Origin of the sequence: Lysobacter sp. GCM10012299, from assembly GCF_042649405.1 — a bacterium.
GTDB lineage: Bacteria > Pseudomonadota > Gammaproteobacteria > Xanthomonadales > Xanthomonadaceae > Lysobacter_J.
The window spans coordinates 434,823-460,497 of sequence record NZ_JBHRZC010000001.1 but is presented as its reverse complement, the minus strand read 5'-3'; the positions used below and the strand labels follow the sequence as shown (position 1 = coordinate 460,497).

At 66.6% G+C, this 25,675-nt stretch carries 23 protein-coding genes; 9 read left to right on the top strand and 14 right to left on the bottom strand.

The genetic code is table 11. The features are described 5' to 3' along the window. Positions 1-15: 15 nt before the first annotated feature. The 6 genes from ACFOPO_RS02325 (at position 16) to ACFOPO_RS02300 (ending at position 7,322) form a co-directional block, all read left to right on the top strand. A complete protein-coding gene (locus tag ACFOPO_RS02325) occupies positions 16-1,320 on the top strand; it encodes an SGNH/GDSL hydrolase family protein (protein ID WP_386700439.1) in 1,305 nt (434 codons plus the stop codon). A 17-nt stretch (positions 1,321-1,337) separates the two neighbouring features. After that, the gene (locus tag ACFOPO_RS02320) at positions 1,338-2,363 is read left to right on the top strand and encodes an aldo/keto reductase (RefSeq protein WP_386700437.1); all 1,026 of its coding nucleotides are present in this window, start codon (positions 1,338-1,340) and stop codon (positions 2,361-2,363) included. A gap of 5 nt (positions 2,364-2,368) precedes the next feature. Continuing rightward, entirely contained in the window at positions 2,369-3,388 is a 1,020-nt protein-coding gene (locus tag ACFOPO_RS02315; RefSeq protein ID WP_386700435.1) for a zinc-binding alcohol dehydrogenase family protein, read from the top strand. Positions 3,389-3,715: 327 nt separating this feature from the next. Beyond that, entirely contained in the window at positions 3,716-5,791 is a 2,076-nt protein-coding gene (locus tag ACFOPO_RS02310) for an FAD-dependent oxidoreductase (RefSeq protein ID WP_386700433.1), read from the top strand. Positions 5,792-6,129: 338 nt separating this feature from the next. Beyond that, positions 6,130-6,588: a cell wall hydrolase gene (locus ACFOPO_RS02305; RefSeq protein WP_386700431.1), complete on the top strand. Its 459-nt coding sequence runs from the start codon at positions 6,130-6,132 to the stop codon at positions 6,586-6,588. 122 nt (positions 6,589-6,710) lie between these two features. Continuing rightward, the gene (locus ACFOPO_RS02300; protein WP_386700429.1) at positions 6,711-7,322 is read left to right on the top strand and encodes a glutathione S-transferase N-terminal domain-containing protein; all 612 of its coding nucleotides are present in this window, start codon (positions 6,711-6,713) and stop codon (positions 7,320-7,322) included. 25 nt (positions 7,323-7,347) lie between these two features. Here the strand turns inward: ACFOPO_RS02300 and ACFOPO_RS02295 are convergent, their stop codons facing one another. The 7 genes from ACFOPO_RS02295 to ACFOPO_RS02265 all read right to left on the bottom strand — a co-directional run bounded on the left by ACFOPO_RS02295 (position 7,348) and on the right by ACFOPO_RS02265 (position 15,900). Beyond that, the gene (locus ACFOPO_RS02295) at positions 7,348-7,890 is read right to left on the bottom strand and encodes a hypothetical protein (RefSeq protein WP_386700427.1); all 543 of its coding nucleotides are present in this window, start codon (positions 7,888-7,890) and stop codon (positions 7,348-7,350) included. Positions 7,891-8,099: 209 nt separating this feature from the next. After that, complete coding sequence (gene prpC, locus ACFOPO_RS02290; RefSeq protein ID WP_386700425.1) at positions 8,100-9,251, bottom strand: 2-methylcitrate synthase; 1,152 nt, start codon at positions 9,249-9,251, stop codon at positions 8,100-8,102. A 284-nt stretch (positions 9,252-9,535) separates the two neighbouring features. After that, a complete protein-coding gene (gene prpB / locus ACFOPO_RS02285; RefSeq protein WP_386700423.1) occupies positions 9,536-10,420 on the bottom strand; it encodes a methylisocitrate lyase in 885 nt (294 codons plus the stop codon). 150 nt (positions 10,421-10,570) lie between these two features. Next, a complete protein-coding gene (gene prpE, locus ACFOPO_RS02280) occupies positions 10,571-12,469 on the bottom strand; it encodes a propionate--CoA ligase (RefSeq protein WP_386701247.1) in 1,899 nt (632 codons plus the stop codon). 432 nt (positions 12,470-12,901) lie between these two features. Further along, positions 12,902-13,888 (bottom strand): malate dehydrogenase, encoded by a 987-nt coding sequence (locus ACFOPO_RS02275; protein ID WP_386700421.1) that lies wholly within the window; start codon positions 13,886-13,888, stop codon positions 12,902-12,904. A 57-nt stretch (positions 13,889-13,945) separates the two neighbouring features. Continuing rightward, positions 13,946-15,151, bottom strand: coding sequence for an aminotransferase class I/II-fold pyridoxal phosphate-dependent enzyme (locus tag ACFOPO_RS02270; RefSeq protein ID WP_386700419.1), 1,206 nt, complete (start codon positions 15,149-15,151; stop codon positions 13,946-13,948). Positions 15,152-15,393: 242 nt separating this feature from the next. Continuing rightward, entirely contained in the window at positions 15,394-15,900 is a 507-nt protein-coding gene (locus ACFOPO_RS02265) for a peptidylprolyl isomerase (RefSeq protein WP_386700417.1), read from the bottom strand. A 205-nt stretch (positions 15,901-16,105) separates the two neighbouring features. On the opposite strand from ACFOPO_RS02265, the gene typA reads away from it, so the two are divergent. From typA to ACFOPO_RS02250, 3 genes are all read left to right on the top strand, one after another. Then, a complete protein-coding gene (gene typA / locus ACFOPO_RS02260) occupies positions 16,106-17,935 on the top strand; it encodes a translational GTPase TypA (protein ID WP_200606482.1) in 1,830 nt (609 codons plus the stop codon). Positions 17,936-17,969: 34 nt separating this feature from the next. Next, positions 17,970-18,443, top strand: a complete 474-nt coding sequence (locus tag ACFOPO_RS02255; RefSeq protein ID WP_386700415.1) for a DUF2127 domain-containing protein — start codon at positions 17,970-17,972, stop codon at positions 18,441-18,443. A gap of 63 nt (positions 18,444-18,506) precedes the next feature. Then, positions 18,507-20,165 carry an amidase gene (locus ACFOPO_RS02250; protein ID WP_386700413.1) on the top strand — a complete coding sequence of 553 codons (1,659 nt, stop codon included), beginning with the start codon at positions 18,507-18,509 and terminating at the stop codon, positions 20,163-20,165. 244 nt (positions 20,166-20,409) lie between these two features. Here the strand turns inward: ACFOPO_RS02250 and ACFOPO_RS02245 are convergent, their stop codons facing one another. The 7 genes from ACFOPO_RS02245 to rpsM form a co-directional block, all read right to left on the bottom strand. Continuing rightward, a complete protein-coding gene (locus ACFOPO_RS02245; protein WP_386700411.1) occupies positions 20,410-21,798 on the bottom strand; it encodes a class II 3-deoxy-7-phosphoheptulonate synthase in 1,389 nt (462 codons plus the stop codon). 109 nt (positions 21,799-21,907) lie between these two features. Next, on the bottom strand, positions 21,908-22,414 hold the full coding sequence (locus ACFOPO_RS02240) for a disulfide bond formation protein B (RefSeq protein ID WP_386700409.1): 507 nt from the start codon (positions 22,412-22,414) through the stop codon (positions 21,908-21,910). Positions 22,415-22,603: 189 nt separating this feature from the next. Further along, positions 22,604-22,978: a 50S ribosomal protein L17 gene (rplQ, locus tag ACFOPO_RS02235; protein ID WP_200606488.1), complete on the bottom strand. Its 375-nt coding sequence runs from the start codon at positions 22,976-22,978 to the stop codon at positions 22,604-22,606. Positions 22,979-23,190: 212 nt separating this feature from the next. Continuing rightward, complete coding sequence (locus ACFOPO_RS02230) at positions 23,191-24,189, bottom strand: DNA-directed RNA polymerase subunit alpha (RefSeq protein WP_158733575.1); 999 nt, start codon at positions 24,187-24,189, stop codon at positions 23,191-23,193. Between the two features lie 18 nt (positions 24,190-24,207). Beyond that, positions 24,208-24,837, bottom strand: coding sequence for a 30S ribosomal protein S4 (rpsD, locus tag ACFOPO_RS02225; protein WP_200606492.1), 630 nt, complete (start codon positions 24,835-24,837; stop codon positions 24,208-24,210). A gap of 14 nt (positions 24,838-24,851) precedes the next feature. Next, positions 24,852-25,244 (bottom strand): 30S ribosomal protein S11, encoded by a 393-nt coding sequence (rpsK, locus tag ACFOPO_RS02220; protein ID WP_055902370.1) that lies wholly within the window; start codon positions 25,242-25,244, stop codon positions 24,852-24,854. A 12-nt stretch (positions 25,245-25,256) separates the two neighbouring features. Next, positions 25,257-25,613 (bottom strand): 30S ribosomal protein S13, encoded by a 357-nt coding sequence (rpsM, locus tag ACFOPO_RS02215; protein ID WP_200606494.1) that lies wholly within the window; start codon positions 25,611-25,613, stop codon positions 25,257-25,259. Positions 25,614-25,675: the final 62 nt, after the last annotated feature.

The window sequence follows — 25,675 nt, the reverse complement described above, 5'->3', positions numbered from 1 at the left end:
AAGGAATTGCGTGCCATGAACCAACTTGCTTCCCCTACCTTGCTGGCCGCGCTGCTACTGGCCGCATCCGGCGCAGCGCCGGCGCAATCCAATGCCGATGCGCCCGCAACCTGGGCCACCACCTGGACCGCCAGCCCGCAGCCGCTATGGGCCGGCGACTTCGTCCTGCCAACCAACGTTCCCTACCACCTCTGGAACCAGACCGTGCGGCAGACCGCGCGCGTCAGCATCGGCGGACGCCGCGTGCGCGTGCTGCTGTCGAACGAGTACGGCACGCAGCCGTTGCGGATCGGGGCGGCACGCATCGCCGGCAGCGCGCCCGATGGCCGCATCGTCGCGGCGAGCGATCGCCCGCTCACCTTCGGTGGCAAGACCTCGGTGACCATCCCGCCCGGCGCGCCGATGCTCAGCGATCCGGTCGAGCTGGAGGTGAAGGCGCTTGGCGATGTCACCGTCAGCCTCTACCTGCCCGAACCGACGCCGCCGTCGACGTTCCACTGGGACGCACGGCAGACCACTTACGTCGGTGCCGGCGACCAGACCGCCGCCGCGGCGATCCAATCCGGGACGACGCTGAGCACGCGCGTGTTCCTGTCGGCGATCCAGGTCGAAGCCGCCCCTGCCACACGCACCGTGATCGCGCTGGGCGACTCGATCACCGACGGCAACATGTCGACGGTCGATGGCAACCGCCGCTGGCCCGATGTCCTCGCTCGCCGTCTGTCGGGAGAGGGCGTCGCCGTGCTGAATGCCGGCATCTCCGGCGCACGCCTGCTGCAGGACAAGATGGGCAGCAACGCACTGGCCCGCTTCGATCGCGACGTGCTGTCGCAACCGGGCGTGGCGACTGCCGTCGTCTTCATCGGCATCAACGACATCGCCTGGAATGGCACGGCGTTTGCGCCATCGGACCCGGCCGCGCGCGTCGAGGACCTTATCGCCGCCTACCGCCAGCTGATCGCCCGCGCCCATACACGCGGCGTGCGCATCGTCGGTGCGACGCTGACGCCGTTTGAAGGTGCCTTGCAGGACACTCCGATGCGCGGCTATTACGGCGCCGACAAGGAACGCGTGCGCCAGGCCGTCAACACCTGGATCCGCGACGGCGGCGAGTTCGACGCCGTGCTGGATTTCGACGCAGTCACCCGCGACCCGTCGCATCCGGCCCGTTTCTTGCCCGCGTATGACTCGGGCGACCATCTCCATCCCGGCGACGCCGGTTACCGGGCGATGGCCGACTCGATCGATCTGCGCGCCCTGCTCGGCGACGAACCGGCAGTGGCCACTTCCGCACCACCACTTGTCCACCACGAACACTGACTCCAGGAACCGCAACGATGGAATACCGCTTTCTCGGCAACTCCGGCTTCCGCGTCCCCGCGTTGAGCTTCGGCACCGGCACCTTCGGCGGCAAGGGCGAACTGTTCGGTTCGTGGGGCAACACCGACGTCGCCGAAGCGACGCGCTTGGTCGACATCTGCCTTGATGCCGGCCTCAACATGTTCGACAGCGCCGACGTCTACTCCGGTGGACTGGCCGAAAGCATCCTCGGCGCGGCCATCAAGAACCGCCGTGACAAGGTGCTGATCTCGACCAAGGCGACGTTCCGTTTCGACGACGGCCCCAACAGCGTCGGTTCGTCGCGCTTCCACCTCATCAACGCCGTCGACGACGCACTCAAGCGCCTTGGCACCGACTACATCGACCTGTTCCAGCTGCACGGTTTCGACGCGCGCACACCGATCGAGGAAACCCTGTCGACCCTCGACAACCTGGTTCGCGCCGGCAAGATCCGTTACCTGGGCGTATCGAATTTCTCCGGATGGCACCTGATGAAGTCGCTGGCCGTGTCCGAGCGCCACGGTTGGTCGCGCTATGTCGCCAACCAGACGTACTACTCGCTGATCGGTCGCGACTACGAATGGGAGCTGATGCCGCTCGGCCTCGACCAGGGCGTCGGTGCGGTGGTGTGGAGCCCGCTCGGCTGGGGCCGCCTCACCGGCAAGATCCGCCGCGGCCAGCCGCGACCGGACGTGACGCGCCTGTCGGCCACGGCCGATTACGGCCCGCCGGTCGATGAGGAGCGCCTGTACCGCGTCGTCGATGCACTCGACGCGATCGCTGCCGAGACCGGCAAGTCCGTGCCGCAAATCGCATTGAACTGGCTGCTGCAGCGCCCGACGGTATCGACCGTGGTGATCGGCGCACGCAACGAAGAGCAGCTGCGGCAGAACCTCGACGCGGTCGGCTGGAACCTCACGCCCGGACAGGTCGCCTCGCTCGACGAAGCCAGCGCCGTGACAGCGGTGTACCCGTACTGGCACCAGGCCGGTTTCGGCGAACGCAACCCCTCGCCGGTCTGAGCCGCATGAAAGCCATCGCCCTCACCCGTTACCTCCCCATCGACGATCCGCAATCGCTCGTCGACGTCGACCTTCCCGATCCTGCCGCGCCGACCGGCCGCGACCTGCTCGTGCGCATCGAAGCCGTCTCGGTCAACCCGGTCGACACCAAGGTACGCTCGCCCAAGCCGCACGTGGAAGCGCAACCCAAAGTGCTCGGCTACGACGCTGCCGGCATCGTCGAAGCCGTCGGCGAGAACGTCACCCGCTTCGTTCCTGGCGACCGCGTCTACTACGCCGGCGACATCACCCGTCCCGGCAGCAACGCGCAACTGCAACTGGTGGACGAACGCGTCGTCGGCCACGCACCGAAGTCGCTCGATGCCGCGCAGGCGGCCGCACTGCCGCTGACCGCGCTGACCGCGTGGGAGCTGTTGTTCCAGCGCATGCCGTTCGACAGCGAGCACGGCGGCGAGCGCAAATCGCTGCTGATCATCGCCGGCGCCGGCGGCGTCGGATCGATCGCCATCCAGCTCGCCAGGCGCGCCGGCTTCACCGTGATCGCCACCGCATCGCGCAGTGAAACCATCGAATGGTGCAAGTCGATGGGCGCCCACCACGTCATCGACCACCGCCAACCCCTGCCACCGCAACTGGCCGCACTGGGCTTCACCACGATCGACGCCGCACTCAACCTCGCCGACACCGTCCGTTACTGGGACGTACTGGGCGAACTGCTGGCCCCGCTCGGCCACGTCGGCCTGATCGTCGAACCCTCCGAACCGCTGCGCATCGGCGACCCGTACAAGGCCAAGAGCATCGGCATCCACTGGGAAATGATGTTCGCCCGCACCCGCTTCGGCACCGCCGACATCGACGAGCAAGGCCGCATCCTCGACCGCGTCGCCAGCCTGATCGACAGCGGCGAACTGCACGGCACGCAGCACGACGCCCTCAGCCCGATCAACGCCGCCAACCTTCGCGAAGCACACCGGCGCTTGGAATCGGGCACGACGATCGGCAAGCTGGTGCTGTCGGGCTGGTGACGGCAACGAGCAACGACACTGGGTCCCCGCCTTCGCGGGGATGAGGGCAAGAGCAACGTCCATGGGTTCCCGCCTTCGCGGGAATGACGAGCAAGTGCCGAAGACCGGGCAATGACATGCCGGAGCGTCGGCCGACGGGCCGGGGATTGATCCGCAGTGGGCCATGGATGGCCCACGCCCCGCATCAGACAGGATGTCTGACTAAGGGGCGGAGCAATCCCCGGCCCGGCGGACGGCGCCCGTCCGCAGACGACAGCTCGCCAAGCAGCTTGAAGCCAGCAAGCTTTCCCGGCATCGTGCCCGCTTCCGTACGCCAGCGTATTCGCCATGACGGCCGCCAGCCCCCTGAGCCTCGAAAGCACCGCCACCCCGCACCCGCTGTACCCCCGCCTCTTCGAACCCCTCGACCTCGGCTTCTGCACCCTGCGCAACCGAGTGCTGATGGGCTCGATGCACACAGGACTGGAAGACAAAGCCGCCGACTTCCCCAAGCTGGCCGCCTACTTCGGCGAACGCGCCGCCGGCGGCGTCGGCCTGATCGTCACCGGCGGCTTCTCGCCCAACCTCGCCGGCTGGCTCAAACCCTTCGGCGGCACCCTGCGCTGGCCCTGGGAAGTGAACCGCCACCGCCAGGTCACCACCGCCGTCCACAGCCACGGCGGCCGCATCTGCCTGCAGATCCTCCACGCCGGCCGCTACGGCTACAGCCCACTGCAGGTCGCACCGAGCAAGCTCAAGGCCCCGATCAACCCCTTCACCCCCCGCGCCCTCTCGGCCGGCGGCGTCGAACGCCAGATCCGCGCCTTCGTCCGCACCGCACAACTGGCCCGCGAAGCCGGCTACGACGGCGTCGAAGTGATGGGCTCCGAAGGCTACCTGCTCAACCAGTTCACCGCCCCGCGCACCAACAAACGCAACGACGCCTGGGGCGGTGACGCCACCAAGCGCATGCGCTTCGCCATCGAGATCGTCCGCCGCATCCGCGAAGCGTGCGGCCCGGATTTCATCATCGTCTACCGCCTGTCGATGCTCGACCTCGTCGACGAAGGACTGGCGTGGGATGAAGTGGTGCAGCAGGCGAAGGCCATCGAAGCCGCCGGCGCAACGCTGATCAACACCGGCATCGGCTGGCACGAAGCACGCATCCCGACCATCGCCACCTCCGTGCCGCGCGCCGCGTTCACCGCCATCACCGGCCGCCTGAAGCCGCACGTATCGCTGCCGCTGATCACCACCAACCGCATCAACATGCCGCAGGTCGCCGAACGCGTGCTCGCCAGCGGCGACGCCGACATGGTGTCGATGGCGCGTCCGCTATTGGCCGACCCGCAGTGGGTCAACAAAGCGCGCGAGCAGCGCGCCGACGACATCAACACCTGCATCGCCTGCAACCAGGCCTGCCTGGACCACGTGTTCGAAAACAAGACCGCCAGCTGCCTGGTCAATCCCCGCGCCTGCGCCGAGACCGAACTCAACTACACGCCGACGACGTCGCCGCGTCGCATCGCCGTGGTCGGCGCCGGACCGGCCGGCATGGCCTGCTCCACGATCGCCGCCGAGCGCGGCCATCGCGTCACCCTGTTCGAAGCAGGCAGCGAGATCGGTGGTCAGTTCAACCTGGCCAAGCGCATCCCGGGCAAGGAAGAGTTCCACGAAACGCTGCGCTATTTCGCACGCCGCATCGAGCAGACCGGCGTGGAGCTGCGCCTCAACACCCGCGCCGACACGGGCGCCCTCGCCGGCTTCGACGACGTCGTGCTCGCCACCGGCATCCGTCCGCGCGAGGTCGACTTCGCCGGCGCCGACCATCCCAAGGTGGTCAGTTACCTGGACGTCCTCAGCGGGCGGGTCGTGCCGGGGCGCAAGGTCGCCCTGATCGGTGCCGGCGGCATCGGCTTCGACGTGGCCGAGTTCCTGGTGCACCACGCGGGCCCCACCGACCCCGACGCGGTCGACGCCGCCCGCTGGCGCGCCGAGTGGGGCGTCGACCTGGGCTACGACGGCGCCAGCCGTGGCGGCCTGGCAGCGGCGCAACCGGAGTCGCCCGCCCGCGAAGTCTGGCTGCTGCAGCGCAGCCCGGGCCGCCCCGGCGCCCGCCTCGGCAAGACCACCGGCTGGATCCACCGGGCCACGCTCAAGGCCAAGAAGGTACGCATGCTCGGCGGGGTGGAGTACCTCGGGGTCGACGACGAAGGCCTGCACATCCGGGTCGACGGCAGCGACCAGACCCTGCCGGTCGACCACGTGGTGATCTGCGCGGGTCAGGAGCCGTTCAAGCCCCTGGAGGGTCAATTGACCGGTACCGGCACGGTCACCCATGTGATCGGAGGAGCCGATGTGGCCGCCGAACTCGACGCAAAACGCGCCATCGCACAGGCCTCGCGACTCGCCGCGACGCTCTGACAGGCGCCGGCGCCGGGACGCTGAGAGCCCCACGGGACGGGGCTTTCAGCGTCCTGTTCAGATAAAAAACCCAAGACAATCCGATGGTTACGAATTAGCCATTCAGCTGGCATTTATACTTCCGCCGCTACCTTGCGCCAACTTTTCAGCCACCCCCTTGGTGGCGACCCACACCGCCCGCGCCTTCTGCGCGGTTTAGGTGAAGGGGCAAAAGCGTGCCGCAGAGCCCGCTGCCCTCCCCAGTACGCCATGCCGGTTCGCGCCGCAGTTGCCGTGTTTCCCAAAAGGGACGGCGACCTCGCTGCGGAACGGCGCAACGGAGCAAGGAGTCCGATTAGATGAAACTGGCTTGGATACTGTGGCTGGCCTCCGTGCTTCCGCCACAAACCGCTGATTCGCTGTGCCTGAGCACCACCGTCTACCTGGAAGCCCGTGACCAGTCCGTCACCGGCCAGAAGGCAGTGGCTGAAGTGGCCCTGCGCCGCCGTGACAGCGGCCTGTGGGGCAACACGGTCTGTGACGTGGTCACCGCCCGCAAGCAGTTCGCACCGACCCTGGTGGCCCCAGGCACGCGCCTGACCAACACCGAGGCATGGGGCGAGGCCGTCACCGTGGCCCTCGACGCCGAGCGCAACTGGGCCCTTCCGCCCGGCCAGCGCAAGGAGATCGTGCCCGGCGCCAGCCATTTCGCCGCGCATGCCATCGCCAGCCCGAGCTGGCGCACCGCTTACCAGGTGGCCACCATTGGCGACCACACCTTCTACAAGGTGCAGTCGTTGAAGCCGCGCCGCACCTGAGGCGAAATGATGAAATGCGGCTTCGCCTGAAGCCGCCCACAGACTGTTGCAGCCGTGGCGTTGAGCACGCGGGACGAGTCGGCGATAGTGGCTGATTGCCCATCGCCCCCGCGGAGTTCGCCATGAAGCTCTACACCAAGCCCGGTGCCTGTTCGACCGCCGACCACATCGCCCTGGAGTGGACCGGCCAGCCGTTCGAATACGAAGTCCTCGACAAGGACTCGATGAAGGCGCCCGCCTACCTCGCGATCAACCCGACCGGCGCCGTGCCGGCCGTCGTCGACGGCGATTTCGTGCTGACCCAGAACGCCGCGATCATGGGCTACATCGCCGACAGCTATCCCGAAGCCGGCCTCGCCGGTGACGGCAGCGCGCGCCAGCGCGGCGAGGCCGCCCGCTGGCTGGCCTTCGTCAACTCCGACCTGCACCCGGCATTCAAGCCGCTGTTCGGCCCGGCCGCCTTCATCGGCGACGAGTCGCAGTTCGAGGCGGTCAAGGCCACCGCGCGCCAGCGCATCCGCAGCCAGTTCGAAATCGCCGACCGGCAGCTGGCCGGCAAGCAGTGGCTGGCCGGCTTCCGCAGCTTCGCCGACCCCTACCTCTACATCACGCTGCGCTGGGCCGATGGCCTGGGCATCGACCTGGGTGGCCTGTCCAACCTGGCGGCGTTCAAGCAGCGCATGGAGGCCGACCCGGGCGTGCAGAAGGCATTGAAGGACGAAGGCCTGGCCTGAGCCAGTGCGTCCGCGTGGCGACGGCCTAGGCCGTCGCCAGCGAACGCAGTCGCCGCTCCATCTCGCCGGCGAATCCGACGTTGTGGGCCTTGGCCAGGGCCGTGTACAGGTCCGGCAGCAATGCCAGCAGTTCGCCGACGTCGGTACAGCGCTCGATCTTCAGCTGCAGGAAATAGCCGCGCATGCCCAGGTGCTCGCGCACCGTCTCGGACATCTGCGTGTACAGCGGGGCATAACCGCCGCCGCTGCCGTTGCCGGCCGTCGAGCCGGGAGCCACTGCCGCCGTCACCGCGGCGGCGAGGAACTGTCCCGTCACCCGCCCCGGAATGGTGGCCGCCGCAACGGCCGCCATCGTCTGCGGCACGTCGACCAGTCCCAGCGCGCGCAATTGCTCGAGCCCATCGGGCGGCCCGCGCAATCCCGCGATCACGTCGCGCAGTTGCCCGGCACTGCGCTGGCCATCGACCAGCAGCAGGATCGAACGCAATACGTTGGGCAGTTTGCGCGTGCGCAGCTGGATCTCTTCGCGCCCGGCATCGGTCTTGTTCGGCACTTCGTCATCGCGCATGGCTTCCCCCAAAACCATCGGCCACGAAAGGCGTGGCCGACTATGCCATGGGCGGCGCGGCTGGGGGATGGCCGAAGGGGGGCAATCAGACGAAAGGCGAATGCCCTGCCCTCACCCCAACCCCTCTCCCGCCAGCGGGCGAGGGCTCAATTCCTTCTCCCGCCTGCGGGAGAAGGTGCCCGCAGGGCGGATGAGGGCCGCTTTGCGCTTCAGCGCTTGTCGATCGCCACGTACTCGCGATCTTCCGGACCGACGTAGTTCGCGCTCGGGCGGATGATCTTGCCGTCCTCGCGCTGCTCGATCACGTGCGCGCTCCAGCCGGTGGTGCGCGCGATCACGAACAGCGGCGTGAACATCGGCGTCGGGATGCCCATCATGTGATAGGCCGATGCGCTGTACCAGTCGAGGTTCGGGAACATCTTCTTGGTGTCCATCATCAGGTTCTCGATGCGCTCGGACACGTCGAACAGCATCTGGTTGCCGCCCTCGGCACACAGCTTGCGCGAGATTTCCTTGATGATCGGATTGCGCGGATCGCCGATGGTGTACACCGGGTGGCCGAAGCCGATGACGATCTCCTTGCGCTCCATGCGTGCGCGGATATCGGCCTCGGCCTCGTCGGCGCTGCCGTAGCGGCTGATGATGTCCATCGCCACTTCATTCGCACCGCCGTGCTTGGGACCGCGCAGCGCACCGATCGCGCCGGTGAGGCACGAATGCAGGTCCGAACCGGTGCCGGCGATCACGCGCGCGGTGAACGTGGATGCATTGAACTCATGCTCGGCGTAGAGGATCAGCGACTTGTCGAGCGAGTCGGCATGCAGCTTGCTCGGCGGCTCGCCGTGCAGCATGTGCAGGAAGTGCGCGGCGACGCTGTCGTCGTCGGTCTCCACGTCGATGCGGCGACCGTTGCGGGTGAAGTGCCACCAGTAGATCAGCATCGAACCGAAGCTGGCGATCAGCTTGTCGGCGATGTCGCGCGCCTCGGCGGCCGGGTGGCCTTCGCGCTCGGGCAGCACGGTGCCCAGCACCGAGCAACCGGTGCGCAGCACGTCCATCGGATGCGCATTGGCCGGCACCAGCTCCAGCGCTTCGGAGACGATCGCCGGCAGGCCGCGCAGGCGCTTGAGCTTGGCCTTGTAGGCCTTGAGCTGCGACACCGTCGGCAGGGCGCCGTGCACGAGCAGGTGCGCGACTTCCTCGAAGGTCGACTTCGTCGCCAGGTCGTGGATGTCGTAGCCGCGGTAATGCAGGTCGTTGCCGCTGCGGCCGACGGTGCACAGTGCGGTGTTGCCCGCGGCGGTGCCGCTCAGGGCGACGGATTTCTTGGCCTTGGGCAGGTTCTGTGCCGAGTCACTCATTGGTATGTCTCCTCATTCGGCCGTGCTGGCGGGATTTCTTGTCCGGTCCCGCCGGGGGCCGTCGTTCTCAGGGATAACGCGGTTAGCTGCAGGTACTGAAGTCAGGTGCCGCTGAGCAGGGGGTTAAGCCAGTTGCGACGGGCAGGTCGCAGACGACCGTGACGGGCCAGTATCGCGCTCGTCGCGGTCGCAGGGCGGACGGACGCGCCGGCGGAGAAAGGGACAGGGGGACTCAACGTCGAGGCCCTGTACGCTCCGTCGGCCGACCACTCCATCACGACTGCTTACTTCTCGCGCGCGAACAGCGCGTCGAGCTTGTCTTCGTACGCGTGGTAGCCCAGATAGTCGTAGAGCTCCGCACGCGTCTGCAAGGTCGGCACGAGGCTCTTCTGCGTACCTTCGCGGCGCACGGTCTCGTAGAAATTCAACGCTGCCTTGTTCATCGCGCGGTACGCACCGCAGCAGTACAGGGCGATGTCGACGCCGGCCTCACGCAGCTCGTCGGTGGTGAAGAACGGCGTGGAGCCGAATTCGGTCAGGTTGGCCAGGATCGGCACCTTCACCGCAGCCTTGAAGCGGCGGTAATCCTCGAGCGTGTTCATCGCCTCGGGGAAGATCATGTCGGCGCCGGCCTCGACGTAGGCACAGGCGCGCTCGATCGCCGAATCGATGCCTTCGACCGCGGCCGCGTCGGTGCGGGCCATGATCACGAAGCTGCTGTCGGTGCGCGCATCGACGGCCGACTTGACGCGGTCGACCATCTCCGACAACGGCACCACTTCCTTGCCCGGCCGATGGCCGCAACGCTTCTGCCCGACCTGGTCTTCCATGTGCACGGCGGCGACGCCGACGTTGATGAAGGACTTGATGGTGCGGCCGATGTTGAAGGCACCGCCCCAACCGGTGTCGATGTCGACCAGCAACGGCATCTGCGTGGCGTCGACAATGCGGCGCGCGTCGGTGAGCACGTCTTCCATCGTGCTGATGCCCAGGTCCGGCACGCCGAGCGAATTGGCGGCGACGCCACCACCGGACAGGTACAGCGCCTTGTAGCCCACGCGCTTGGCCATCAGGCCGGCGTAGGCGGTGATGGCACCCATTACCTGCAACGGGGATTCTTCAGAAACGGCGGCGCGGAAACGGGCACCGGCGGAGGCCTGCGAGGTCATGTCATCTCCTGGTTGAAGGGGCATTTTAGGCCACCTCGGGCGGCGGCGTCGGCCTGCCGGTCACCGCTCGTCATTCCCGCGAAGGCGGGAACCCAGGGACGTTGCCTTTCGCCGACATCGGTGTCGCGATCAGTCAACTCAATTGCCGGGTCAGTTGCCAGAATCAGCCCCCCGCTCCAGCGCCCGTCGCACCTCGTCCAGCGCGCCTGGATCGTCCAGCGTCGACAGGTCACCCGGATCGCGGTTCTCCGCCAGGGCCTGGATCGAGCGCCGCAGCAACTTTCCCGATCGCGTCTTGGGCAAGGCGTTGACGACGTACACCCGCGCCGGCTTTGCCACCCCGCCGAGCTGCTCGACCACCCGCTGCTGCATGCTCGCCGCCGCCTGTGCGGCCGACTCGCCGCCCAGCGCCTGCTTCAACGTCGCGAACACCACCGGCACCTGCCCCTTGAGCTCGTCATGCACCCCGATCACCGCCGCCTCGGCGACGCTGGGATGGGTCGAGCACGACTCCTCGATCTCGCGCGTGCCCAGGCGGTGCCCGGCGACGTTGATGACATCGTCGGTGCGGCCGAGGATGAAGGTGTAGCCGTCCTCGTCGCGGATTGCCCAGTCGAGCGAGCTGTAGACGAGTTGCTTGAAGTGACTGAAGTAGCTCGACAGGAAACGCGCATCGTCGTTCCACACCGTGGTCAGGCACCCCGGTGGCAACGGCGGCTCGATCACCAGCACGCCCTTCTGCCCAGCCGCTACATCCTCACCGGAGTTGTCGTCGATCACGCGCAGTTTGTATCCGGGCGTCGGCAGGCCGGGCGAGCCGAACTTCACCGGCTTCATCTCCAGTCCCGGCATCAGCGACAGCACCGGCCAACCGGTCTCGGTCTGCCAGTAGTTGTCGATGATGGTCTTGCCGATGCCGTCGGTGATCCAGTGCGCGGTCGGTTCGTCCAGCGGTTCACCGGCCAGGAACAACCAGTGCAGCTTCGACAGGTCGTGTTTCGTCAGCCACGACGGATCCTGCTTCTTCAGCACGCGGATGCCGGTGGGCGAAGAGAACATCGTGCGCACGCCGTACTGCTCGCAGATGCGCCACCAGATGCCCGGATCCGGATTGGTCGGCAACCCTTCGTACAGCACCGACGTCGCGCCGGCGATCAGCGGACCGTAGACGTTGTACGAATGCCCGACTGCCCAACCGACATCGGACGTGGAGAACATCACCTGCCCTGCGCGCACGTCGTAGATCGACCACATCGACAACGCCATCGCCACCGCATAGCCACCGACATCGCGCTGCACGCCCTTGGGTTTGCCGGTGGTGCCCGAGGTATAGAGCAGGTAGCTGGGCTCGTTCGACTCCAGCCACTCGACCTCGACCTGCGCACCTTCATGCTTCGCGCGCAGCGTTGCGTAATCGACATCGCGGCCTTCAACGATGTTGAGCGCAGGATCGAGCCCGCGGCTCACGACCAGCACATGCGGCGGCGGCGACGCGGCCTCCTCGCAAGCGGCATCGACCAGCGGCTTGTAGGCGATGACCTTTCCGCCGCGCATGCCGGCATCGGCGCAGACGAGCAGCTTCGGCTTCGCATCGTCGATGCGCAGTGCCAGGTTGTGCGCGGCGAAGCCACCGAAGACGACCGAGTGCACCGCACCGATGCGCGCACAGGCCAGCATCGCGAACACCGCCTCGGCCATGTTCGGCATGTAGATCACGACGCGGTCGCCGCGACCCACACCGAGCGACTTCAGCACCGCGGCGAAGGTGTTCACCTCGGCGTGCAATTCGCGGTAACTGATCTCGCGGGTGACGTTGGTCTCCGACGAAATCGCCACCAGCGCCAGCTGATCGCCGCGCTCATCCAGGTGGCGATCGACCGCGTTGTAGCAGAGATTGGTTTCGCCGCCGGCGAACCACTTGCGGAACGGCGGGTTGGAATAATCGAGGATCTGCTGCGGCGGCCTGTGCCAATGGATCGCCCTCGCCTGCTCCGCCCAGAACGCCTCGGGCTCTTCGATCGAGCGGCGGTAGAACTCTTCGTAACCCATCGCGATACCCTCAACGACCATTGCGTCGAGGCTAGTCCCAGCGGCGGAAGGAAGCGTTACGACCTTGGTCGAAATTCCCTCCACCCGTCATTCCCGCGCAGGCGGGAACCCAGCGCCGTTGCTTGTCGCTTCCAGCCCATTGCTCTCCGAAGACCGTGCAACCAATCGACAGAGCGTTGGCCGCAGGGGCGGGGAGTGCACCGCAGCGGGACATGGATGTCCCGCGTCCCGCATCAGACAGGATGTCTGACTAAGGGACGGGGCACTCCCCGCCCCTACGGACGACGCCGCTCCGGAGCAACCGCAACGTCAAGATGGATCCCGGCGTCCGCCGGGATGACGGTGATAGGGCGGGATGACGGAGCCACAAAAAAAGGCGGCCCGAAGGCCGCCTTTTTTCAGCGCAACCGGCAAGAAGCCGGCAGCAGGCGATCAACCCAGCAGATGGGCCACGCCGGCGCGCTCTTCTTCCAGCTCGGCCAGCGTCTTGTCCATCGCCGCACGGCTGAACTCGTCAACCGGCAGGCCCTCGACGCGCGTGTACTCGCCATTGGCCGTGGTCACCGGCACGCCGTACAGCACGCCTTCCGGAATGCCGTAGCTGCCGTCCGACGGCACGCCCATCGTCACCCACTTGCCGTTGCTGCCCAGCACCCAGTCACGGATGTGGTCGATGGCCGCGTTGGCCGCCGAAGCCGCCGACGACAGACCACGCGCCTCGATGATCGCCGCGCCGCGCTTGGCGACCTGCGGGATGAACGTGTTGGCGTTCCACTCGGCGTCGTTGATCTGGTCCTTCAGCGAGGCACCGTTGATCGTGGCGAAGCGGTAGTCCGGGTACATGGTCGGGCTGTGGTTGCCCCACACGACCAGCTTCTCGATGTCGGCCACGGCCACGCCGGCCTTGGTGGCCAGCTGCGACAGCGCACGGTTGTGGTCCAGGCGCAGCATCGCGGTGAAGTTCTTCGCCGGCAGGTCCGGCGCCGACTTCATGGCGATGTAGGCGTTGGTGTTGGCCGGATTGCCGACCACCAGCACCTTGACGTTGCGCGAAGCCACCTTGTTCAGCGCCGCACCCTGGGCGGTGAAGATCTTGGCGTTTTCCAGCAGCAGGTCCTTGCGCTCCATGCCCGGGCCGCGCGGACGCGCGCCGACCAGCAGGGCGATGTCGGCGTCCTTGAACGCGACCTCGGCGTCATCGGTGCCGACCATGCCGGCCAGCAGCGGGAACGCGCAGTCTTCCAGCTCCATCATCACGCCCTTGAGCGCGGCCTGGGCCTTCTCCATCGGCAGCTCGAGCATCTGCAGGATGACGGGCTGGTCCTTGCCGAGCATTTCGCCGGATGCGATGCGGAACAGCAGCGAATAGCCGATCTGGCCGGCAGCACCGGTAACGGCAACGCGGACGGGGGTCTTCATGGGTAACTCCTGAAATGAAAAGCGGGGCGACCGGCGCCCCGCGTTGGATCACGAAATTTAGGAAAGCTCTGCAAAGAATTCCTGGAAACGCTGCAGGCCCGGAGCGAGCTGCGGCGTCGGGCAGGTGTAGCTGATGCGCAGCGCGCGCGGCTCGCCGAACGCCGAGCCCGGCACGCAGGCCACGCCCTTGGCTTCCAGCAGCGCGTTGCAGAAGTCGACGTCGTTGCCGATCTTCGTGCCTGTCGGGCCATGGGTCTTGCCGAAGGCGACGCTGATGTCCGGGAACACGTAGAACGCGCCCTGCGGACGCGGGCAGACCACGCCCGGGATCGAATCCATCACCGCCATCACCTGGTCGCGCTTGGCCTGGAACTCTGCGCACTTGGCCGTCGGCACGTCCTGCGGACCCGACAGCGCGGCGACCGCAGCGGCGCTGACGATCTCCGGGATGTTGGTGATGTGGTTGGAGTTCATCGTCACGATCGCCTGCGCGATCGCTTCCGGACCGGCCATGAAGCCCACGCGCCAACCCGGCATGCCGTAGGTCTTGGACAGCGAGTCGATGAAGATCACGCGATCGCGCAGCTCCGGACGGGAGTGCACGAAGTTGTGGTAGCCCAGGCCGTCGAACACCATGCGGTTGTAGATGTCGTCGGTGATGACCCAGGTGTCCGGGTACTTGGCGACGACGTCGGCCAGCGCATCGATCTCTTCCTTCGAATAGACCATGCCGGTCGGGTTCGAGGGATTGTTGAACAGGAACACCTTGGGCTTCTTCGCCAGCGCGGCGTCGAGCTGCGCCGGGGTGAGCTTGTAGTCCTGCGAGGCCGGGCACGGCAGCAGGTCGATCTTCGCGTTGACGATGTCGGCGATGTCGAGGTAGCTGGTCCAGTACGGCGTCGGGAAGACGATCGTGTCGCCTTCGTCGAGCAGCGCCTCGGCGAGGTTGTAGATGACGTGCTTGGCGCCGATGCCGGTGGCGACGTTGACGCGGCCGTAGCCGGTCAGTCCGATCTTCGCCATGTGCTCGATGAAGGCATCGAGCATCGCGTCGGCGCCGCGATTGCTGCCGTACTGGCCGCTGTCCTTGCTCAGCGCATCACGCGCTGCGGCATAGACATGCTCGCCGGGGAGGAAGTTGGGAACACCAATCGAGAAACTGATGATGTCGCGGCCTTCGGCTTTGAGCCGCTTGGCCTTCTCGGCAACCTGCATGATCGCGCTGGGCTTGGCGCGACCGATGCGCCGGGCAAGCTGGGGCATCGCGGGAACCTCTGGGAGTCGATGTGGGGTCGCTGCGGGCGACACGTCCAACCGCCGCCAGAGCCCGCAAATGTTAGCACGGAGGTTCGCCGCGGCTCGTTGCACGCGCGGGCCGGATGCCATCAACGTCATCCCGGCGCACGCCGGGATCCAGGCTGTCTCGGCGTCGGGGCCCGGGCCAAAAAAAACGCCCGCCCCGGCAAGGCCGGAGCGGGCGCCTGTGCGTGACCGGCTGGCGCCGCTTACGGGCGGGCGTTCTGGTCCAGCGTCTTGTTCCATTCCGCCACGCGGTCGGCCTTGGCGGCCAGCACGGCGGCGGTGTCACCCTCGATCTTGACCGACTTGATCGTGTCGCCCTGCTTGACGCTGTCGACGATCTGCTGGCCTTCCAGGACCTTGCCGAAGACGGTGTGCTTGCCGTCCAGCCACGGGCACGGGACGTGGGTGATGAAGAACTGGCTGCCGTTGGTGCCCGGGCCGGCATTGGCCATCGACAGCACGCCGCGCTCGTGGCTCAGGCCATTGCGGGTCTCGTCCTCGAAGCGGTAGCCGGGGCCGCCGGTGCCGGTGCCCAGCGGGCAGCCGCCCTGGACCATGAAATCGTTGATGACGCGGTGGAAGCTCAGGCCGTCATAGAAGCCGCGCTGGGCCAGGTTGACGAAGTTGGCGACCGTGAGCGGCGCCTTGTCGGCGGCGAGCTCGATGCGGATCGGGCCGCGGTCGGTGTCGAAGGTGGCGATCAGGCTCATGAATCCGTCTCCTGGGACGTGGGCGAAGCTTGGGTGGGGGTTGTTCAGCCGGAAATGCGTTCAGGCTCGCCGTTCAGATGGCGACGTCCGGGCCAATAGACAAGGGTACTTGCAGCGCCTCCAGCTGAACAGGCAGAGGTCATCATTGACAGGTATAATGCCCGGCTACCTCCTCGCCCGAGCGCCGGTCTGCCGGCCTTTTCGCATGTCCATCGAACGCCTCCGCAATATCGCCATCGTCGCCCACGTCGACCATGGCAAGACCACTCTCGTCGACTGCCTCCTCAAGCAGTCGGGCACCCTGTCTGAACGCACGGTGCTGGCCGAGCGCGCGATGGACAGCAATGACCAGGAAAAGGAACGTGGCATCACGATCCTCGCCAAGAACACGGCGATCACCTGGCAGGGCAACCGCATCAACATCGTCGACACCCCGGGCCACGCCGACTTCGGCGGTGAGGTCGAGCGCGTGCTGTCGATGGTCGACTCGGTGCTGATCCTCGTCGACGCGATGGACGGCCCGATGCCGCAGACCCGCTTCGTCACCCAGAAGGCGTTCGCGATGGGCTTCAAGCCGATCGTGGTCGTCAACAAGATCGACCGTCCGGGCGCCCGTCCGGACTGGGTCATCGACCAGGTGTTCGACCTGTTCGACAAGCTCGGTGCCACCAACGAGCAGCTCGACTTCCCGATCGTCTACGCCTCGGCGCTGCACGGCTACGCCAGCCTCGACGACAGCGCCCGCGATGGCGACATGACCCCGCTGTACGAAGCGATCATGAAGCACGTCGCGCCGCCGCAGGTCGACATGGACGGCCCGTTCCAGATGCGCATCAGCCAGCTGGATTACAGCAACTTCGTCGGCCTGATCGGCATCGGCCGCATCCAGCGCGGCAAGGTCCGCCGCAACATGCCGGTCAGCGTGATCGACCGCGAAGGCAAGAAGCGCCAGGGCAAGGTCCTGCAGGTGCTGGGCTTCATGGGCCTGGAGCGCCTGGAGACCGAGGAAGCCGAGGCCGGTGACATCGTCGCCATCTCCGGCGTCGCCGACCTGTCGATCTCCGACACCGTCTGCGCCCTGGACTTCCCGGAAGCGCTGCCGGCGCTGACCGTCGACGAGCCGACCATCTCGATGACCTTCCAGGTCAACAACTCGCCGTTCGCCGGCAACAAGGAACTCAGCGGTGGCAAGTTCCTGACCAGCCGCCAGCTGCGCGAGCGCCTCGAGCGCGAGACGCTGCACAACGTCGCGCTGAAGGTCGAAGAAGGTTCCGACCCGGACAAGTTCCTGGTCTCCGGCCGTGGCGAGCTGCACCTGTCGGTGCTGATCGAGAACATGCGCCGCGAAGGCTTCGAGCTGGCCGTGTCGCGTCCGGAAGTGATCATCAAGGAAATCGACGGCCAGATGATGGAGCCGGTCGAGCAGCTGGTGGTCGACATCGAAGAGCAGCACCAGGGCGGCGTCATGGAAAAGCTGGGCATCCGCAAGGGCCAGCTGAAGAACATGGAGTCCGACGGCAAGGGTCGCGTGCGCCTTGATTACATGATCCCGGCCCGTGGCCTGATCGGTTTCCAGAACGAGTTCCGCACCCTGACCCAGGGCTCGGGCCTGCTGTTCCACGTGTTCGACCATTACGGTCCGAAGGAAACCGGCGCGATCGCCAAGCGCCAGAACGGCGTGATGATCGCCAATGCCGCCGGCACCACCCCGGCCTACTCGCTCGGACCGCTGGAAGAGCGCGGCCGCCTGTTCGCCGCCGAAGGCGACCAGGTGTACGAGGGCCAGCTGATCGGCATCCACTCCAAGGACAACGACCTCACGGTCAATGCCATCAAGCCCAAGCCGCTGACCAACATGCGCGCCTCGGGCAAGGACGACGCGATCAAGCTGACCCCGGCGATCAAGTACTCGCTGGAGCAGGCCCTGGACTTCATCGAGGACGACGAGCTGGTCGAAGTCACCCCGAAGGAAATCCGCCTGCGCAAGAAGTTCCTGACCGAGTCGGACCGCAAGCGCGCCTCGCGCGCTGCCTGAGCCACGTCGTAACCGTGCCGGGCTTCGCCTCGCCATGACCGACGCGCAGCACCACTACAACCCGGATCCGCACGCGCATCCGGGATTGCATGTGATCGCGATCTTCGAGGCCGCCAAGGGCCTGCTGGCATTGCTGGCAGCCAGCGGCCTCGAACTTCTCGGGCCGGCGCCCCTGCTGCGCTGGCTGCACGAGCTGATCGCCCGCTTCCAGCTCGACCCCAACGAAGGCGCCCTGGCCTGGTTGAACAAGGTCATCAACCCCGACGGCGTGCACCTGGCCGCCGCGGTGGTCCTGTTCTACGGCCTGCTGCGCATGCTCGAGGCCTGGGGCCTGTGGCGCGCCAAGGCGTGGGCCTCCTGGCTGGGCTGCATCAGCGCCGCGATCTACCTGCCGCTGGACGTCTACGCCGTGTACCACCACCCGGGCTGGACCTCGTGGGCGGTGCTGGCCGTCAACTTGATCGTCGTCGCAGTGCTGGCACGCGACCTCGTAAAGCGTCGCCAATAGGGCCTGACGGCGGTTCAGTTTCGCGTATGCTCGGCGACGGCCATCCGCGACCGGGGAATCGCAATGCGCTCTTTGCCTGTAACGAAGACGTTGTCCGTGGCGATGCTGATCGCCCTGTTGCCTGCCTGCCAGCGCGCCAACGCGCCTGACGCGGGCGCTGCCGCATCCAAACCAGCGGTCGCGGTGGCATCGGCAAATGCCGGTCCCGCGCCCGCTCGCTTCGCCTTCGCCGAGGTCGGCATTGCCGAGCTGCAGGCACGGATGGAACGCGGCGAACTCAGCAGCCATGCGCTGACCCAGGCCTATCTCGACCAGATCGCCGCCATCGACGATGCCGGCCCGCGACTCAACGCGGTGATCGAGACCAATCCTGACGCACTCAAGGAAGCCGACGCGCGCGATGCCGAGCGCAAGGCCGGTCGCATCCGTGGACCGCTGCACGGCGTGCCGATCCTGCTGAAGGACAACATCGACGCCACGCCGATGGTGAACTCCGCCGGCTCGCTCGCCCTGGCCTCCAACCATCCGCGCACCGACGCATTCCTGGTGGCACGCCTGCGCGAATCCGGGGCGGTGATCCTGGGCAAGACCAACCTCAGCGAATGGGCCAACTTCCGTTCCTCGCGCTCGAGCTCCGGCTGGAGCGCGCGCGGTGGACAGACGCGCAACCCGTACGCACTCGACCGCTCGCCGTGCGGCTCCAGCTCCGGCAGCGGCAGTGCCGTCGCCGCCAGCCTGGCCGCCGCCGCCATCGGCACCGAGACCGACGGCAGCATCATCTGCCCGTCCTCGGTCGCTGGCCTGGTCGGCATCAAGCCGACGGTCGGCCTCGTGAGCCGCAGCGGCATCATCCCGATCTCGCACAGCCAGGACACCGCTGGCCCGATGGCGCGCAGCGTCGCCGACGCGGCGGTGCTGCTGTCGGCGATGGTCGGCCGCGACGATGCCGACCAGGCCACCGCCGAAAGCACCGGCCGGGCGATGTTCGACTACCACGCCCGGCTCAATGCCGACGGCCTGCGCGGCGCGCGGATCGGCGTGCTGCGCAAGGCCATGGGCTACCACCCCGATGCCGACGCCGCACTCGAGCGCAGCATCGAGGCGATGCGCAAGGCCGGCGCCGAAGTCGTCGATGTCGAAATCGCCGGCGCGGGCAGCTGGAACGAACCGGAAATGGACGTGCTGCTGTACGAGTTCAAGCACGGTGTCGACGGCTACCTGTCGCGCAGCGGCGCGCAGGTGACTTCGCTGGCCGGCCTGATCGACTACAACCGCAAGAACGCCGGCAAGGAAATGCCCTACTTCGGCCAGGAGCTGTTCGAACGCGCACAGGCCAAGGGTGCGCTCGACGAGATCGGCTACATCGAGGCACGCAGCAAGGCCCGTCGCCTCGCTGGTGCCGAGGGCCTGGAAGCAACGCTGACGGCGAACAACCTCGACGCCGTGGTGGCACCCGCCACCGCGCCGGCATGGCTGATCGACCCGGTCAACGGCGACCACTTCCTCGGCGAAGGCTACGGCGTCGCCGCGGTCGCCGGCACGCCCAGCATCACCGTGCCGATGGGCGACAGCTTCGGCCTGCCGATCGGCATCATCTTCATGGGCCCGGCCTGGAGCGAACCGCGCCTGATCGAACTGGCGTATGCGTTCGAGCAGAAGACCAAGGCGCGCAAGCCGCCGAAGTTCCTGGCAACGGTGGCGCTGGGAACCAGCAAGGGCTGACAACTCGTCGTCCCGGCGAAAGCCGGGGCCCACCTTGAACTTGCCCGTCATTCCCGCGAAGGCGGGAATCCCACGTTGCCCGTCATTCCCGCGAAGGCGGGAATCCATGGACGTCGCACGCTTCGCAAGCGGAAAGGGCAAATGGATCCCGGCTTTCGCCGGGATGACGGTGACAAAACTGACAGGCTGCCGGCCTGGATCCCGGCGTACGTCGGGATGACGGTGAGGGCCTTCGCCCCTGCCCTTACGCCGGCGCCGCGATCTGCGCCTGCTTGCGCACGATCAGCATCGCGATCTCCAGCGCCTGCTCGTAGTTCAGGCGCGGATCCACCGTCGACAGGTACGCCCGCTCCAGATCGCTCTCGGTCAGCTCGCGCGCGCCACCCAGGCACTCGGTGACATCCTCGCCGGTGAGCTCCAGGTGCACGCCACCCAGGCGCGTGCCGGCCGCGGCGTGCAACTCGAACGACTGCTCCAGCTCGCTGCGGATGTTGCGGAAGCGACGCGTCTTGTAACCGTTGCTGGTGCTCTCGGTGTTGCCGTGCATCGGATCGCACACCCACAGCACGCGACGACCGTCGCGGCGCACCGCATCCAGCAGCGGCGGCAGCTTCTCGGCGATGCCGCTGGCACCCATGCGATGGATGAACGTCAGGCGGCCCGGCTCGTCTTCGGGGTTGAGCAGGTCGATCGTGCGCAGCAGCTGGTCCGGCGTCACCGACGGACCGACCTTCAGCGCGATCGGGTTGCGGATGCCGCGGAAGTATTCGGCGTGGGCGCCATCCACCGCAGCGGTGCGCATGCCGATCCACGGGTAGTGCGTGCTGAGGTTGAACCAGCCCCAGTGGCGCGGCACCTGCCGCGTCAGCGACTCTTCGTACGGCAGCAGCAACGCTTCGTGCGACGTGTAGAAGTCGACGCGGTTGAGGTTGTGCACCTCCGAGCCCGACAGCGTCTCCATGAAGCGCACCGCATCGCCGATCGCGGTGACCATGCGCCGGTATTCCTCGGCGAGCTCGGAATGGCCGACCCAGCTGAGGTTCCAGTATTCGGGGTGGTGCAGGTCGGCGAAACCGCCGTCGATCAGGGCGCGGACGAAATTCATCGTCATCGCCGAACGTGCATGCGCCTTGATCATCCGGCGCGGATCGGGCGCGCGCGCGGCGGCGGTGAATTCCGGAGCGTTGACCATGTCGCCGCGGTAGCTCGGCAGCGTCACTTCACCGATCGTCTCGGTGTCGGTCGAACGCGGCTTGGCGTACTGGCCGGCGAAACGGCCCACGCGCACCACCGGCTTGCGCATGCCGTGGACGAGCACCAGGCTCATCTGCAGCAGCACCTTGAGGCGGTTGGAAATCACGCCGGAGTTGCAGGCAGAGAAACTCTCGGCGCAATCACCACCCTGCAGCAGGAAGCGCTTGCCTTCCTGTGCCTCGGCCAGCTGCTGCTTGAGCGAGAGGATCTCCCACGACGTCACCAGCGGCGGCAGGTCGCGCAGTTCGGCCAGCGCCGACTCCAGTGCGGCCGCGTCCGGATACTGCGGCAACTGCATCGCAGTACGGTTGCGCCACGACTGCGGATTCCAGTCGGCGGGCAGGTTCACGGCACGGAGGTTGCGATCGGGGCTGGGCATGACACGGAATGCTGCAATGCGGCGAACCACTATGGGCGCTAGTCAGGCGCCCTGCAACCGTTACAGCGGCAACAGTGGACTCGCGGCGGCGGAACGCCGCGCCAAAGGCCTACCTGCGACGGAACGCCGCGTAGCCGGCCCAGATCGCCAGCAGCACGAACCAGACCAGGCTCCAGGTCGGCATCGACAGGCCGAGGAACGTCCAGTCGACATTGGCGCACTCGCCCGAGCCGGTCATCACCTTGCGGATCACGCCGGTGATCGGCATCGCATCGAGCATGTAGTCCAGGCCCGGACCGCACGACGGCACCTGGTCCGGCGGCAGGTGCTGCAGGCGAACGTGGTTGCCGGCGACCGCGATGCCGGCCAGCGCCGCCAGCAGCGCCGCGACACCGTAGCCACGACGACCGCCGGCACCCTTGGGCGCATGCAACGCACCGAGCAGGAACACCAGCCCCATCGCGAAGAACGCCACGCGCTGGAAGATGCACAGCGGGCACGGCTCGAGACCGTCGTGGAGCTGGAGGTAGAACGCGAAGCCCAACAGGCCGGCGCAGGCGAGGAAACCGATCAGGAACTGGATGCGGAACGAGCCGCGCAGGATGGCATTGGTCATGCCGCCAAGCTTAACGGCGATGCCTTTGCGCAACCAGTCGGCCTGGCGTATCGAGTACACCGCTCGTCGCAGCACTCCCCTGCCCAGACATCGTCATTCCCGCGAAGGCGGGAATCCGAGGACGTATCCCCCAAAAGCAAAAACCCCGGCACCAGGCCGGGGTTCTGCTAAACACTTTGCGCGCGGGAATTACTCCGCAGCGGCTTCCGGACGGTCGACCAGCTCGACGTAGGCCATCGGCGCATTGTCGCCAGCGCGGAAACCGCACTTGAGGATGCGCAGGTAGCCGCCCGGACGGGACTGGTAACGCGGGCCCAGGGTGGTGAACAGCGTGCCGACGGCTTCCTTGTCGCGCAGGCGCGAGAAGGCAAGGCGGCGATTGGCAACGCCATCAACCTTGGCCAGGGTGATGAGCGGCTCGGCAACGCGACGCAGCTCCTTGGCCTTGGGCAGGGTGGTGCGGATGAGGCCGTGCTTGATCAGCGAGGCCGCCATGTTGGTGAACATGGCATCGCGGTGTGCACTGGTGCGGCTGAACTTACGGCCGGCTTTCTGGTGGCGCATGGTCGTGATTCCTGATGAATGTTGATTCGTTGAACTTCGCTGTCGCCATCCAGGCGTTGACACAATGGACTGCGGGTGGCCCGAACCGACCCTCCGTGGCCGGCTTGCCGCGAGCCTTCAGGCTCGTCGGTTCACACTTCTTCAAAGCAAACTACTTGCAAGAACACAGGCCGCACCCGAAGGTGCGGCCTGTCTGGAACCGAGCGTTACGCTCAGCCCATCATGCCGTGCTGGGCGATGCCAGCGGGCGGCCAGTTTTCCAGCTTCATGCCGAGCGAAAGGCCGCGCTGGGCGAGGACTTCCTTGATCTCGGTGAGCGACTTCTTGCCGAGGTTCGGCGTCTTGAGCAGCTCCACTTCGGTCTTCTGGATCAGATCGCCGACGTAGTAGATGCTCTCGGCCTTGAGGCAGTTGGCCGAACGCACGGTGAGCTCGAGGTCATCGATCGGACGCAGCAGGATCGGGTCGATGCCGCTGGTGGCCGGCTTCGCCGCACCGCGATCGCGGTGGGTGAAGTCGCCGAACACCGACAGCTGGTCGGTGAGGATGTCGGCCGCGGTGCGGACGGCTTCCTCGGCGTCGATCGTGCCGTTGGTCTCGATGTCGAGGACCAGCTTGTCCAGGTCGGTGCGCTGCTCCACGCGGGCCGCTTCAACGGCATACGCGACGCGGCGGACCGGCGAGAAGCTGGCGTCCAGCATCAGGCGACCAATGGCGCGGGTTTCCTCGTCCGGGCGACGACGAGCGGCGGCCGGCTGGTAGCCGAAACCACGCTCGATCTTCAGACGCATGTTGAGCGCGGTGTCCTTGGTCAGGTGCGCGATCACATGCTCGGTGTTGAGGATCTCGACGTTGTGGTCGGTCTTGATGTCACCGGCGGTGACGATGCCGGGGCCCTGCTTGGCGAGCGACAGGGTCGCCGACTCGCCGGTGTGCATGCGGATGGCGACGTCCTTGAGGTTCAGCAGAACCTCGAGGACATCCTCCTGCAGGCCTTCGACCGTGGTGTACTCGTGCAGCACGCCATCGATCTCGACTTCCGTGATTGCGAAGCCCGGGATCGACGACAGCAGCACGCGGCGCAGCGCATTGCCGAGGGTGTGGCCATAGCCACGCTCCAGCGGCTCGATCACGACCTTGGCACGGTTGCCCGTAAGGCGTTCGATCTGGGGGCCGCGCGGGCGCAGCACCTGGTTTGCGGTAACCGTCATGTTGTGGCGTCTCCTGGATTACTTCGAGTACAGCTCGACGATCAGCGCTTCATTGATGTCTTGCGGCAGGTCAGCACGATCCGGAACAGCCTTGAACACACCCGCGAACTTCTTGCTGTCGACTTCAACCCACGACGGCGAGAGGTCCATCTGCTGCGCCACGGTCAGGGATTCCTGCACGCGGAGCTGCTTCTGGGCGCGTTCGGCCAGCGCGATCGCGTCGCCAGCCTTGACCTGGTACGAAGGCAGGTTGACCGACTTGCCGTTGACCGTGACGCCGCGGTGCGAAACCAGCTGGCGGGCGGCCGGACGCGTCACCGCAAAACCCATGCGGTAAACGACGTTGTCCAGGCGGGTCTCGAGGAGCTGCAGCAGGTTTTCACCCGTGTTGCCCTTCTTGGTCGAGGCCTTCTTGTAGTAGTTGCGGAACTGACGCTCCAGCAGACCGTAGATACGCTTGACCTTCTGCTTCTCGCGAAGCTGGGTGGCGTAATCGGACAGCTTGCCCTTGCGGGCGGTCGGGCCATGCTGGCCGGGCTTCTGCTCGAGCTTGCACTTGGAATCAAGTGCGCGAGCGGACGACTTCAAGCCGAGGTCGGCGCCTTCGCGACGAGCGAGCTTACAGGTGGGACCAATATAACGAGCCATTTTTCTTCAGCTCCTCAGACGCGACGCTTCTTCGGCGGACGGCACCCGTTGTGCGGGATAGGCGTCACGTCGATGATGTTCATGATCTTGTAACCGACGTTGTTCAGCGAACGAACGGCGGACTCACGGCCCGGACCCGGACCCTTGATGCGCACTTCCAGCGACTTCACGCCGTAGTCGAGCGCAGCACGGCCTGCCTTTTCGGCAGCCACCTGGGCGGCGAACGGGGTCGACTTGCGGGAACCGCGGAAACCCGCGCCGCCCGAGGTCGCCCACGAGAGCGCGTTGCCCTGGCGGTCGGTGATCGTGATGATGGTGTTGTTGAAAGAAGCGTGGACGTGGGCGATGCCGTCGGTGACGACGCGCTTGATCTTCTTCTTGGTTTTGGCAGCAGCCGGCTTAGCCATGGTCTGTGTCCCTTACTTCCTGATGGCCTTGCGCGGGCCCTTGCGGGTACGTGCATTGGTCCGGGTGCGCTGGCCGCGAAGCGGCAGGCCGCGACGGTGACGCAGGCCGCGGAAGCAGCCCAGGTCCATCAGACGCTTGATGGCGATGCCGATTTCGCGACGCAGGTCGCCCTCGACAACGTACTTGCCGACTTCGGCGCGCAGGCGCTCGACTTCCGGCTCGGAAAGGTCACGGATCTTGGTGGTGGCGGTGACGCCAGCCGAGACACAGACCTTCTTGGAACGGGTACGGCCGATGCCGTAAATGCTCTGGAGCCCAACCCAGACATGCTTCTGGGCAGGCAGATTGACGCCCGCAATACGCGCCATAACGCGATCTCCAACTGATTGGCGGCCAGGACGGATTAATCCCGGCGGAGTGAACTGGAAAG